The sequence below is a fragment of the Sphingopyxis sp. L1A2A genome, assembly GCF_005502465.1.
Taxonomy (GTDB): Bacteria; Pseudomonadota; Alphaproteobacteria; order Sphingomonadales; family Sphingomonadaceae; genus Sphingopyxis.
On the sequence record NZ_SCOT01000009.1, the window covers coordinates 79,241 to 91,614 of the forward strand.

10 protein-coding genes are annotated in these 12,374 nt (G+C 66.1%); 3 read left to right on the plus strand and 7 right to left on the minus strand.

All coding sequences use genetic code 11. The annotated features are described in order from the left end of the window. Positions 1–133: 133 nt before the first annotated feature. On the plus strand, positions 134–1,318 hold the full coding sequence (locus FFS68_RS08095) for a DUF445 domain-containing protein (protein WP_249340077.1): 1,185 nt from the start codon (positions 134–136) through the stop codon (positions 1,316–1,318). An 87-nt stretch (positions 1,319–1,405) separates the two neighbouring features. Here the strand turns inward: FFS68_RS08095 and FFS68_RS08100 are convergent, their stop codons facing one another. Then, positions 1,406–2,203 (minus strand): SDR family NAD(P)-dependent oxidoreductase, encoded by a 798-nt coding sequence (locus FFS68_RS08100; RefSeq protein WP_137752679.1) that lies wholly within the window; start codon positions 2,201–2,203, stop codon positions 1,406–1,408. Between the two features lie 46 nt (positions 2,204–2,249). Between FFS68_RS08100 and pepN the strand changes: the two genes are divergently transcribed. After that, the gene (pepN, locus tag FFS68_RS08105) at positions 2,250–4,847 is read left to right on the plus strand and encodes an aminopeptidase N (protein WP_137752680.1); all 2,598 of its coding nucleotides are present in this window, start codon (positions 2,250–2,252) and stop codon (positions 4,845–4,847) included. A 284-nt stretch (positions 4,848–5,131) separates the two neighbouring features. Here pepN and FFS68_RS08110 read toward each other — a convergent pair whose 3' ends face one another. The 4 genes from FFS68_RS08110 to FFS68_RS08125 are packed head-to-tail and all read right to left on the minus strand — an operon-like array spanning position 5,132 to position 8,668. After that, positions 5,132–5,740 carry an ABC-type transport auxiliary lipoprotein family protein gene (locus FFS68_RS08110; RefSeq protein WP_249340075.1) on the minus strand — a complete coding sequence of 203 codons (609 nt, stop codon included), beginning with the start codon at positions 5,738–5,740 and terminating at the stop codon, positions 5,132–5,134. A 14-nt stretch (positions 5,741–5,754) separates the two neighbouring features. Continuing rightward, on the minus strand, positions 5,755–6,696 hold the full coding sequence (locus tag FFS68_RS08115; RefSeq protein WP_137752682.1) for an MlaD family protein: 942 nt from the start codon (positions 6,694–6,696) through the stop codon (positions 5,755–5,757). Then, positions 6,696–7,562, minus strand: coding sequence for an ABC transporter ATP-binding protein (locus FFS68_RS08120; protein WP_137752683.1), 867 nt, complete (start codon positions 7,560–7,562; stop codon positions 6,696–6,698). The genes FFS68_RS08115 and FFS68_RS08120 overlap by 1 nt, the downstream gene beginning before the upstream one ends. Next, positions 7,562–8,668 carry an ABC transporter permease gene (locus FFS68_RS08125; protein WP_137752684.1) on the minus strand — a complete coding sequence of 369 codons (1,107 nt, stop codon included), beginning with the start codon at positions 8,666–8,668 and terminating at the stop codon, positions 7,562–7,564. Before FFS68_RS08125 ends, FFS68_RS08120 begins: the two co-directional genes overlap by 1 nt. 89 nt (positions 8,669–8,757) lie before the next feature. Between FFS68_RS08125 and FFS68_RS08130 the strand changes: the two genes are divergently transcribed. After that, positions 8,758–9,477 (plus strand): HAD-IB family hydrolase, encoded by a 720-nt coding sequence (locus FFS68_RS08130; RefSeq protein ID WP_171003781.1) that lies wholly within the window; start codon positions 8,758–8,760, stop codon positions 9,475–9,477. A 98-nt stretch (positions 9,478–9,575) separates the two neighbouring features. On the opposite strand, the gene FFS68_RS08135 is transcribed toward FFS68_RS08130, so the two are convergent. Together FFS68_RS08135 and FFS68_RS08140 are read right to left on the minus strand one after the other, a co-directional pair. Further along, complete coding sequence (locus tag FFS68_RS08135) at positions 9,576–10,901, minus strand: cystathionine gamma-synthase family protein (RefSeq protein ID WP_137752685.1); 1,326 nt, start codon at positions 10,899–10,901, stop codon at positions 9,576–9,578. A gap of 59 nt (positions 10,902–10,960) precedes the next feature. Next, on the minus strand, positions 10,961–12,367 hold the full coding sequence (locus tag FFS68_RS08140; protein WP_137752686.1) for a DASS family sodium-coupled anion symporter: 1,407 nt from the start codon (positions 12,365–12,367) through the stop codon (positions 10,961–10,963). Between the last annotated feature and the right edge of the window lie 7 nt (positions 12,368–12,374).

Genomic DNA, 12,374 nt, shown 5'->3' on the forward strand with positions numbered 1-12,374 from the left:
TGCGTCGCGTCGCCATTTTAGGCGGATGATCGACAATAATTCGACGCCGGCGACCGCCGGACGCGCCCACCCTATCGGGGTGGGCGTTGCCGTTCCGACCGGCGGATTGAATATCCGCGTCGTCGCGACCGGGATGCTGGTGGTGATGGCGTTCGTGTTCATCACCGCCAAATTTTATCAGGACGTTCACCCCGCGGTCGGCTTCATTCGCGCTTTTGCCGAGGCGGCGATGGTCGGCGGGCTGGCCGACTGGTTCGCGGTGACCGCCTTGTTTCGCCACCCGATGGGTATCCCGATCCCGCACACCGCCATCGTCCCGCGCAACAAGAACCGCATTGGCGATACGCTGGCGCGTTTCCTGCTCACCAACTTCCTGTTGCCGCGGCTGATCGCGCGCAAGATGCAGACGCTCGATGTGGCGGGCGCGGTCGGCGCGTTTCTGTCGCAACCGGCCGAGGGGGGCGGGCGGCTCAAGATCGGCGCGTCGCGGATCATCGCCGACGCCCTGGGCGCGCTCGACCAGCAACGGCTGGGCGGCATGGTCAAATCGGCGATCGCCGATCGCCTGCGCGAACTTGATGTCGCGCCGCTGTTGGGGCAGGCGATGCAGGCAGCGCTGGCCGAGGGACGGCATCAACCGCTTTTGGATGCGATGGTCAAATGGGGGTCGAAGACGCTCGAACTGAACGAGCATCTGATCCACCAGATGGTCCATGATAATTCGAACGCGATCGTCCGTTTCACCGGGCTCGACGAAAGCATTTCCAATCGGATCGTCGCCGGGCTGTCAAAGCTGCTGAGCGAGATGGCGGTCGACGAAACGCACCCGCTGCGCATCCGCGTCGAGGAGGGGCTGGCCAAGATGGCGCTCGACCTGCAGCACGACCCCGAGGTGCAGGCCAAGGTCGCCAAGGTCCGCGACGAACTGCTCGAAAACAAGGCGGTCAAACGCTGGCTCGACGGTCTGTGGGAGCAGGGCCGCGGTGCGCTGCTCAAGGCGGCGCGCAATCCCGACACGATGCTGGCGGGACGGATCGGCGAGCTGGTCACGCAATTTGGTGCGATGCTGGGCGAAGATGTCGCGATCAAGCGCACGCTCAATCGCTATGCGCGCCGCGCCGTCGTCGGCATGGTCGATAGCTATGGCGAAACCGCGCTGAAACTGGTGTCGGACACGATCCGCGGCTGGGATGCCAAGACGATCACCGACCGGCTGGAAAATGCGGTCGGCGACGATTTGCAATATATCCGCATCAACGGGACGCTGGTTGGCGGGCTGGTCGGGGTGTTGATCCACACGGTCGATGTGGTGATTTAGAGCCAACCCATTCGTCATTCCCGCGAAAGCGGGAACCCAGTTGCAACGCCTGCTCGCTGGGTTCCCGCTTTCACGGGAATGACGAAGTTAGGTTTGGATTATGCTAGCAAGCCCCTCCCGATAACTCGGATAACGCGGCGCCCAGCCCAACAGCCGCTTGGCCTTGCCATTCGCAACGCGCCGGTTCTCGGCATAGAAGGCGCGCGCCGCGGGCGACAGGCCCGCCTCGTCGAGCGTTTGCAGCGGCGGCAGCGGCGCCCTCAGCATCGCGCAGCCCCATTCGACCAGCCGGTTCTGGTGGCAGGGGTCATTGTCGGCGAGATTATAGACCCCCGCCGGTCCCTTGAACGATGCGATCACGCCGCGCGCAATGTCGTCGACATGGACGCGGCTGAAGACCTGGTCGGGCAGGGCGATCCGGTGCGCGCGGCCCTCGCTGATGCGATCGAGGATCGAGCGGCCGGGGCCATAGATGCCGGGGAGGCGAAAGATCGACACATCGCCGCGCAGCGCCCCCCACGCTGCATCGGCGGCGTTGCGGTCGGCGCGGCGGCCCTTGATCGGGGCGCTTTCATCGACCCACGCACCGCCGGTGTCGCCATAAACGCCGGTGGACGACAGATAGCCGACCCACGTCGCCGGGGCGACCGCGATCGCATCGCCATAATGCGCAAGCACCGGGTCGGCACCTGCGACCGGCGGCACCGACGAGAGGATATGCGTCGCCGAGCGCAGGGCGGGGAGCACCGCGCCCTCGTCGGCAAACGCGATGCTGTCGCCGCGCCCGTCCTGCGTCGTCCCGACCACGTCCCACCCGCGTGCGCGCAAGCGGCCCGCAAGGTGGCCCGCGGCATAGCCCATCCCGAAAATCAGCATCTGTCCCATCGCCCGCCTTATTGCGCGCCCCGCGCCCCGCGCCTAGACCCGAAACATGACCGATGCCTCTTCCACCCCCGCCATCCCCGTCACCATCCACCGCGGCGATTATCGCCCGCCCGACTGGCAGGTGCCCGACGTGGCGCTCGATTTCGCGTTGGCGGTCGAAGCGACGCGCGTGGCCGCAGCACTGTCGGTCGTGCGCCATGCCGACACGCCGGTACCGCTCGTCCTGCGCGGTGACGGGCTGACCCCGGCGGCGGTGCGTGTCGACGGCGAAGGCTGGAACGACTGGCGGCTGGACGGCAGCGATCTGGTGATCGATCTGGGCGAGCGGTCCGCGGCGACGGTCGAGATCGATACGCTGATCCATCCGGCGTCGAACACCCAGCTGATGGGGCTCTATGCCTCAAACGGGATGCTGTGCACCCAGTGCGAGGCCGAGGGGTTTCGGCGCATCACCTTTCACCCCGACCGCCCCGACGTGCTGAGCCGTTACAGGGTCCGCATGGAAGGCGACAAGGCGGCGTTCCCGATCCTGCTGTCGAACGGCAATTGCATCGGCAAGGGTGACGGCGCGGGCGGCAATCATTGGGCGCTGTGGGAAGATCCCTGGCCGAAGCCCTCCTATTTGTTCGCGCTGGTCGCGGGCGACCTGGTCGTCAACAAAGGCAGCTTCACGACGATGTCGGGGCGCGAGGTGGAGCTGGGCATCTGGGTGCGCGACGGCGATCAGGGGCGCACCGGCCATGCGATGCAGGCGCTGAAGGACAGCATGGCGTGGGACGAGCGCGTCTATGGCCGCGAATATGACCTCGACCTGTTCAACATCGTCGCGGTCAGCGATTTCAACATGGGGGCGATGGAGAACAAAGGGCTCAACGTCTTCAACACCCGCTACATTCTGGCCGACCCCGACACCGCGACCGACGTCGATTACGATGGGGTCGAGGGCGTCGTCGCCCACGAATATTTCCACAACTGGTCGGGCAATCGCGTCACCTGCCGCGACTGGTTCCAGCTGTCGTTGAAAGAGGGTTTCACCGTTTATCGCGATCAGAGTTTTTCGGCCGATATGGGATCGCCGCCGGTCAAACGGATCGAGGATGTCCGCCTGCTCCGCGCCGCGCAATTCCCCGAGGATGCGGGGCCGCTAGCGCACCCGATCCGCCCCGACAGCTTTCAGGAAATCAGCAACTTCTACACCGCGACCGTCTATAACAAGGGGGCCGAGATCATTCGCATGATGGCGACGATGGTCGGCGCCGAACGCTTCCGCAAAGGCACCGACCTGTATTTCGACCGCCACGACGGCGAGGCCGCGACGTGCGAGGATTTTGTCCGCGCGATCGAGGCGGGCGCGGACATCGATCTGACGCAATTTCGCCTGTGGTACAGCCAGGCGGGCACGCCGCGGGTCACCGCGCGGATCGACACCGATGCGGCGACGGGCGAATGCACGCTGCGTCTGGCACAGACCGTCCCACCGACCCCGGGCCAGCCCGACAAGCAGCCGATGCTCATCCCGCTGCGGATCAAGGCGTTCGACCGCGATGGAGGCGATGCGGCGGCGGAGCAGCTGGTGCTGCTCGACCGCGCCGACATGGCGGTGCCGCTGGGCGTCCATCGCAGCCGCCCGATGCTGTCGCTCAATCGCGGTTTTTCGGCGCCGGTGATCGTCGATTTCGCGCGCGAAGACGGCGAACTTGCGTGGCTGGCGGCGAATGATGACGATCCTTTTGCGCGCTATGAGGCGTTGCAGCAGCTGATGCTCGATACGCTGGTCGCCGCGGTATCGGGCGAGGCGCGCGATAGCCGGGCGGTGATCGACGCGATCGGCCAAACGCTCTCCGGCGCAGCGAGCGACCCGGCGTTCGTCGCCGAGGCGGTGCTGCTGCCCAGCGAAGCCTTTATCGGCGACCAGATGGTGACGGTCGATCCCGACGCGATCCGCCGCGAACGGCTGGCGCTGCAGGCGGCGATCGGCACCGCGCTGGAAAGCGAGTGGCGCGCGATCCTGACGGGCGCCGCGCCGCCCGCGACCGACCTGTCGCGCAAGGCCAAGGGCGGCCGCCGCCTGCGCGGCGTCGCGCTCGCCTATCTGGCGGCGACGACAATGGACGACGTGCCCGCGCTCGCGTTCCGGATTTTCTCCGACGCCGACGGGATGACCGAACGGCAGGCGGCGCTAGCGACGCTGGCGCATGGCGACAGCGACGAACGTGTCGCGGCGCTCGACATCTTTTATCAGCGCTATCGCGACAATCCGCTGGTGCTCGACAAATGGTTTCAGGTGCAGGCGTGGTCGCTGCGCGCCGATACGGTCGCTGCGGTCAGGGAGCTGGCGCAGCATCCCGACTTCACGCTGGCCAATCCGAACCGGGTGCGGTCGCTCTATGGCGCGCTGTCGGGCAATCAGGCGGCGTTTCATCAGGCCGACGGCGCCGGATACCGGCTGATCGCCGATCTGGTCATCGCGCTCGATCCGAAAAACCCGCAAACATCGGCGCGGATGATCCCGCCGCTCGGCCGCTGGAAACGCTTCGACGATGCGCGCGCGGCGATGATGAAGGCCGAGCTGGAGCGGATTTTGGCGCAGCCGGGGCTGTCGCGCGATGTGACCGAACAGGCGTCGAAGAGTTTGCTGGGGTAGGGCGTTGGGGCAGTTTTTTTGGGGTGGGGAGCGGACATCACCCACCTTCGTCATTCCCGCGAAAGCGGGAACCCGGCAGCAACGTCGGACTGGGTTCCCGCTTTCGCGGGAATGACGAAGTGATGGGGAATCGAATGTCGTCTGCCGGTCGAATTCAGACCATCGTCATCCCGGACTTGATCCGGGATCCATAGCTGCACCGTCGTCATGGATCCCGGATCAAGTCCGGGATGACGATGAAAGGACGGGGAACTGGTCGCACGCGGACATTCCCCGAGCGGCACTCAGCCCCCCAGCCACCCTGTAACTTCACCCGCCACCTTGTTCGCCGCGCGCGTCAGCGCTTCGCCCACGGGCTTGGCTTCGACCGCGCCGCCGATCGCCTCGCGTGCCTCGAACCGGCGCTGGCTGACGGTCTTGCCGCCCGCGGCGACCAGCATCGCCTGATAGACGACGACGGCTTCGTTCGTCCGCGCGTCGACGCCGAATTCCATCAGCTGGCCCGCGAGCTGTTCGCCCGGCGCGGTCAGATATTGGCCTTCGTCGAGAACCACCCGCGACGTGCTGGCGGAAACCGTTTCGGATATCAGGCGCTGGAACAGGCGATTCGGCGCCTCGACCCATTGCGCGTCCTTGACGTAGGTAACGCTGCTATTGTCCTGCTGCACCGGGATGCGCGTCGTGCGCAGTTTCTGCGGCGCGGTCGGGATCAGGATCGTCAGCGTCGAGGCATCGGCGGCGGTGCGGGCGGCGCCCGCCGGCGGTGAGGCCGCTGCATCGAGCGTCAGCAGGAAGGGCGGCGTCTTGCCGCCCAGGCCGATGCACGCTGACAGCGAGACGGCGGCGGCGGCGGCGAGCAGCGGCGTGCGAAAGCGGCGGACGCGGTTGGGCATGGCGGATTTGGTCCTCATTGCTTGTAATCGGGCAGCTTGCTGCCGCCCAGAACGGCGCCGGCGCCCTGCTGGTCGAGCTTGTCGGTCAGGCTGGACAGCGACGCCGAGGTGCGGCGCAGGTCGCGGATCAGCGCATTGGCTTCGGGGATCGTCGTTTCGCTGAAGGTCTTGAGGCCGGGGCGCGCATCGGCGATCGCGCCTTCGAGCGTGGCCATCGATTCGCTTGCCGAGCGCAGCGTCTTGCGCAGATCCTGCATCGCCGGGTCGACGTTGCGGTCGATCGTCCCCTGCGCCGAGGCCGCGAGGTTGCCGATCTGTTCGGCGGCGACCCCGGTCTGCTGGATGGCGATCCGCGTGTCGGCGAGCGCCTTTTCGATTGCGGGGCCGTTGCGGGCGAGGATCGCGGTGCTCGCTTCGACATTGTCGAGGATCGCAGCAAAGCTCGCCTGATTGCGGTCGTCGGCCAGTTCGGCGAGGCGTTCGGTCAGCGTCGACAGCCGCTGGAGCAATTGCGGTGCGGTGTTGAGCAATTCGCCGAGGCCTCCGACGCGCGTCGGGATGACGGGTTTGCCCGCCGGCCCCTTGTCGGCGATCGCGGGCGCCCCCTTGACCGCGCCGTCGAGCGAAATCTGCGACACGCCGGTGAAACCGACGCCTTCGAGGGCCGCGGTCGTGCCTTGCAGCACGGGCACGCCCTCGTTCACCTCGATGCGGACACGGACGAACTGCGGATCGTCGGGCCACAGCGCGATTTCGCGCACCTGACCTGACGGTACGCCGGAGAATTGGACCGCTGCGCCCTTGTTCAATCCATCGACCGACTGTTTGAAAAAGATGTCATATTCGCGCTTCTGACCACCGCTGTCGTTCGCGAGCCAGACGATGAAAAAGGCGAGCGCCGCGGTAAAGAAAAGGACGAAGGCGCCGACGAGGACGTTGTTCGAGCGAGTTTCCATCAGCTTTTCCTATCCTGCCGCTCGGTGGCGATATTGCATCCTGCCGCTGCCCGGCCGCGGGGTCCGTTGAAATAATCCTGTATCCAGGGATGCTCGGTGGCAAGCAATTCCGGGATGGTGCCGACCGCAATCACCTTCTTTTCGGCGAGCACCGCGACGCGATCACAAGTCGCATAGAGCGAGTCGAGATCGTGGGTGATGAGGAAGACGGTGAGCCCCATAGTATCGGCCAACTCGCGGATCAGTTCGTCGAATTTGGCGGCGCCGATCGGGTCGAGTCCCGCGGTCGGTTCGTCGAGAAACAGCAGCGCAGGATCGAGGGCGAGCGAGCGCGCGAGCCCGGCGCGCTTGACCATGCCGCCCGACAGCTCGGCGGGGTATTTCGGCCCGGCGTCGGGGGGCAGGCCGACCATGGCCACCTTGTACGCCGCAATTTCGTCGAGCAGTTTCTGGTCGGTGCGCGGATAATATTCACGCAGCGGCACCTGGATGTTTTCGGCGACGCTCAGCGTCGAGAACAAGGCGCCGCCCTGAAACATCACGCCCCAGCGGCGGCGCAGGTCGCGCGATTCCTCTTCGTTGGCGATGGTGTCGAGCGTCTTGCCATAGACCTCGATCTCGCCCGCCGACGGGGTCTGGAGGCCGATGATCGAGCGCATCAGCACCGACTTGCCGGTACCCGAGCCGCCGACGACCCCCATGATCTCGCCCGAGCGGACGTCGAGGTCGAGCCTGTCGTGGATCACCGCGTCGCCAAACTTGTTGACCAGCCCGCGGATCCGGATGGCATAGTCGAATTCGTCGGGGCGCACCGCGTCGGCGGCGGCAAGCTCTTCGGCGACCTGTTCGTCGATCTCGTCGCTCATCAATTCCATCCGATCGAGGAAAAGAAGACCGCGAACATCGCGTCGAGAACGATGACCAGGAAGATCGCGGCGACGACCGCCGAGGTGGTACGCTGGCCGACTTCCTCGGCATTCTGGCGCACCTGCATGCCCTCGTAACAGCCGGTGACCCCGATCAATATGCCGAACACCGGCGCCTTGATCAGCATTGCCCAGAAATCGGTCATCGGGATGATGTCGCGCAGCAGCTGAACATAGGTGACCGGCGGAATGTCGAGCCCGATCCAGCAGAACACCCCGCCACCGATGATCGCGCAGATGCTGGCGTAAAAGCCGAGCAGCGGCATCAGGATCGTCGCCGCGGCGACGCGCGGCAGCACGATCGCTTCCATCGGCGAGACGCCGATCGTGCGCATCGCGTCGATTTCCTCGGTCAGCTTCATCGTGCCGATCTGGGCCGCGAACGCCGATCCCGACCGGCCCGCGACCATGATCGCGGTCATCAACAGCCCTAGTTCGCGGATCGAGGCGCGGCCGACCAGATTGACCGTGAACACTTCCAGCCCGAACTGGCGCAGCTGGACCGCGCCCTGCTGTGCAACGACGATGCCGATCAGAAAGGTCATCAGGCCGATAATCGGCAGGGCATCGACCCCGACCGATTGGAAGCGGGTGATGATGGCATGCCAGCGCAGCCGCCGCCGGGCGCGTAACTGGGTGCCCAGCGCCATGATCATGGCGCCGAAAAAGCCGATGATGCCGAGCAGTTCGTGCCACACCGCCATGCTGGCGACGCCGATCTGTTCGAGCATGCGGACCAGCGGCGGACGGCGGTCGCGGTGGACGCGATATTCGCTCTTGTCGCTGGCCAGCGCGTCGAGCAACCGCTGCGCTTCCGGGCTGGCGCCGACAATTTTAGCGCCATGGTCGTTGACGGTGCGGGTGACGATCCAGGCGCCGACGGTGTCGATCCGTTCGAGCGCCGACAGGTCGAGGGTCGCGATCGGGCCGAGCGCATCGAGCCGCGCCGGCAAATCGCCGAGACGCGCCAGCGTCAGCCGGCCGGTGAAGCGGATATCGGTGCCATTGGCACCCTCGCTTTGTTCGAAATCCGCCCTGGCCACCATCGTGCGGAGGACATTGTATTATTTGCCCGATCACGGCAAGCGAATCCCGCCCCCTTGGCCGCCGCGCGGCAGCGTTCTATGACGGGCGAATGGAAACGCCGCCGATCGCCCCGCCCACCGATTACGCACACCGCGTGGCGATGTACGATATGGACCGGACGATAACCCGATCAGGGACTTACAGCGGGTTCTTGATGCATGTTGCGCGGCGGCGGCAGCAATGGCGGCTGCTGTTGTTGCCGCTGGTGGGTCTGGCGAGCCTGGCCTATGCGCTGCGCCTGATCGACCGGTCGCGGCTGAAGGCGATCAACCTGCGGCTGCTGGTCGGACAGCGTTTCGCGCGCGCCGAGATCGCCCCGCTCGCCGAAAGCTATGCCGACAAGGTGGTGGCGCGCGGGCTGCACCCCGCCGCGCTGGAACAGATCGCCGCCGATCGCGAAGCGGGATACCGCCTGTTGCTGGCGACGGCGTCGTTCCATCTTTACGTCGATTCGATCGCCAAGCGGCTGGGCATGGACGATGTGCTGGCGACCCGGCTCGACGAGCCCGACGGCACCGATCATATCCATGCGCGATTGTCGGGCGACAATTGTTATGGCGACGCCAAATTCGCGCGGATCGACGGCTGGATGGCCGCCAACGCGATCACCCGCGATGCCGCGCATATTCGCGCTTATTCGGACCATGTGTCCGATCACCCGATGCTGCGCTTTGCCGACGAGGCGGTCGCGACGACGCCGTCGCGCGGACTCAAACGGCTGGCGCCGCAGATGGGCTGGTCGGTGGTCGATTGGCGCCGCCGGAAATAGGCTTTCAGAACCCCGTCATTGCGAGCGAAGCGAAGCAATCCAGGGCGGTTTACGCCACCTCTGGATTGCCGCGTCGCTTCGCTCCTCGCAATGACGGATTAAACCGCGTCCAAGGCCTGCGCGAAATCGGCGATCAGGTCGTCGGCGTCCTCGATGCCGATCGAGATGCGGACCAGATTGTCGGTGATCCCCATCAACGTCTTGCGCGCGTCGGGCACCGACAAATGGGTCATCGCGGCGGGATGGCTGGCCAGCGTTTCGGTGCCGCCCAGGCTGACCGCGAGCTTGGCGATCTTCAGCGCGTCGAGAAAGCGGAAACTCTCGGCCTCGCCGCCCTTGATGAACAGCGAAAAGGTCGATCCGGCGCCGGTGCAGTGGCGGTCGAAGATGTCCTTCTGCGATCCTTCGGGCAGGAAACCGAGGTAACCCAGCCCATCGACCTTGGGATGATCGCGCAGCCAGGCGCAGACCTTTTCGGCATTTTCGCCGGCGCGGCTCATCCGCAGCTCGACGGTTTCCATCGAGCGCAGCAGCATCCACGCGGTGTGCGGGTCGCAGATCGTGCCGATCGTGTTGCGCATCATGCGGATAGGGCCGAGCCAATGTTTCGCGCCCAGCACCCCGCCCGCGACCAGATCGCTGTGGCCGCCGGCATATTTGGTCAGGCTGTAGAGGACGATGTCGGCGCCATGCGCCAGCGGCTTGGACCACAGCGGGCCAAGGAAGGTGTTGTCGATCGCGATCGGCGGCCGCGCGCCTTCGGCAAAAGCCGCGTCGGTCGCGGCGCGCATCGCCTGAACATCGACCAGCGCATTGGTCGGGTTGGCCGGGCTTTCCAGATAGACCATCGCGACCTTGCCGCCCTGATCGTCGGCCATCTGTTTGGCGCGGACGAGGATCGCGTCCATCTCTTCGCGTGAGGCTTCGGCAGGGAAATCGACGTAGGTCGCGCCGAAGCGCGACAGGATGCGCGCGATCAGCGTTTCGGTCGCGGCGTAGAGCGGGCCCGAATGGACGATGACGTCGTTCATGCTGACATGCGCGAGCAGCAGGGTGGCGATCGCCGACATGCCCGACGAGAACACCAGCGCGTCCTCGGCCTTTTCCCACACGCCGAGACGTGCTTCGAGGATTTCCTGGTTGGGGCCGTTGAAACGTGAATAGACGAGGCCGTCGGCGCCGCCGGGGCGTTTGCCGGTGATCCCCTCGAAATGATGCTTGCCCGCCGCCGCGCTTTCAAACGCGAAGGTCGAGGTCAGGAAGATCGGCGGCTTGAGCGATCCTTCGGACAGCATCGGGTCATAGCCATAGCCCATCATCAGCGTTGCCGGTGACAGTTCGCGCCCACCGATTTCGGTGACGTCCTGCTTCGGCTTGCGGCGCGGGGTGGTGCCGGTGAGGTCGCTGTTGTCGATCGGGGGCATATAGTTTTCCTTGGGGTCAGATTAGTTTCGATTGCAACTAGCGCCCTTTGGTCCGCGCGTCACCCCAGCATCGCAACGGTCCAGATGACCCCGATCAACAGCGGCACCCCGATGATGTCGAGCGCCAGCCCCGCCTTTAACATACGCGGCAGCGCGATATGGTCGGTCGCCCAGGCGAGCGCGTTGGGACCGGTCCCCGACGGCAGCATGAAGCCCCAGCTCGCCGCCATCGCGACGGGCAGCGCGAGCAGGACCGGGTCGACCCCGGTCGCGGCGATCAGCGCCGCGAGCACCGGCATGATGCCGCTGGCGGTCGCGACATTGCTGGCGAATTCGGTGATCAATATGGTGAGTGCGACGATGATCGCGGCGAGCGCGATCGTCGGGATGCTGCCGAGCGGGGCAAGGACGGCGCCCAGCCATGCGGCCAGCCCGCTGGCGGTGATCGCCGCGGCGAGCGCGAGGCCGCCGCCGAACATCATGATGACGCCCCATGGCGCGCGGTCGGCCTCTTTCCAGACGAGCAGCGGGCGGCCGGTTCCGTCGGGCAGGACGAACAATAGCAGGCTGCCCGCCACCGCGATGGTGCCGTCGGTCAGCGCGCCCTTGGGCAAGAAGGGTTCGAGCCAGGGCTGCGCGATCCAGGCGATCAGGACGAGCAGAAACACGGGAACGACGCGGCGTTCGGCGGTCGACCAGATCGCCTGTTTGCCCAGCGCCGACGCCGCCGCGACGCCGTCGAAGGGATGCGCGGCAAGGCGCTGAACCCGCGTGACGATGATCATCGCGGCGGGGGTGCCGAGCAGGACGACGGGGACGCCGTAAATTGCCCAATCGAGAAACGAGATGCGTAGGCCCAGCGCCTTTTCGATCAGCCCCGCGGCGATCGCGTTGGTCGGGCTGCCGACCAGCGTGCCGAGCCCGCCGATCGACGCGGCAAAGGCGATCCCCATCATCACCGCGCCGGCAAAGCCCTCGGTCTCGCCCTCGCGCACCCCGCCGGCGCGGACGACGGCGAGCGCGATCGGGATCATGATCAGCGCGGTCGAGGTGTTGGAAATGAACATGCTGAGCAGCGCGGTCGCGGCCATGAAGGCGAACAGCAGCCCGGTGGCGGTCGGCGCGGCGCGCTTGAGCAAGGCGAGTGCTAGGCGGCGGTGCAGCCCGACGCGTTCGATCGCGAGCGCCAGAAAGGCGCCGCCGAGGATCAGGAACAGGATCGGCGAATAATATTCCTTGGCGATGGCATTGGCGTCCATCACGCCAAAGGCGGGGACGAGCAGGAAAGGGAGCAGCGCCGTGACGGTCAGCGGCAGCGCCTCGGTCATCCACCAGACCGCCATCAGCACGGTCATCGCCGCGACGTGCCAGGCGGTGGTTTCCATGCCCGCGGGGGCGGGCAGCGCGAGCATGACGATGAAGGTCAGCAAGCCGCCGACCAATCCAAACAGGCGCGTGCGTGTCATCCGTCCC

Bases quoted from the DNA above. Each gene is read 5' to 3' on its own strand.
- FFS68_RS08120 (WP_137752683.1), bottom strand. From the start codon at position 7,562: ATGAGCGACGAGATCGACGAACAGGTCGCCGAAGAGCTTGCCGCCGCC.
- FFS68_RS08140 (WP_137752686.1), bottom strand. From the start codon at position 12,367: ATGACACGCACGCGCCTGTTTGGATTGGTCGGCGGCTTGCTGACCTTC.
- FFS68_RS08095 (WP_249340077.1), top strand. From the start codon at position 134: ATGCTGGTGGTGATGGCGTTCGTGTTCATCACCGCCAAATTTTATCAG.
- FFS68_RS08130 (WP_171003781.1), top strand. From the start codon at position 8,758: ATGGAAACGCCGCCGATCGCCCCGCCCACCGATTACGCACACCGCGTG.
- FFS68_RS08135 (WP_137752685.1), bottom strand. From the start codon at position 10,901: ATGCCCCCGATCGACAACAGCGACCTCACCGGCACCACCCCGCGCCGC.
- FFS68_RS08115 (WP_137752682.1), bottom strand. From the start codon at position 6,696: ATGGAAACTCGCTCGAACAACGTCCTCGTCGGCGCCTTCGTCCTTTTC.
- FFS68_RS08100 (WP_137752679.1), bottom strand. From the start codon at position 2,203: ATGGGACAGATGCTGATTTTCGGGATGGGCTATGCCGCGGGCCACCTT.
- FFS68_RS08125 (WP_137752684.1), bottom strand. From the start codon at position 8,668: ATGGTGGCCAGGGCGGATTTCGAACAAAGCGAGGGTGCCAATGGCACC.
- FFS68_RS08110 (WP_249340075.1), bottom strand. From the start codon at position 5,740: ATGCCCAACCGCGTCCGCCGCTTTCGCACGCCGCTGCTCGCCGCCGCC.
- pepN (WP_137752680.1), top strand. From the start codon at position 2,250: ATGACCGATGCCTCTTCCACCCCCGCCATCCCCGTCACCATCCACCGC.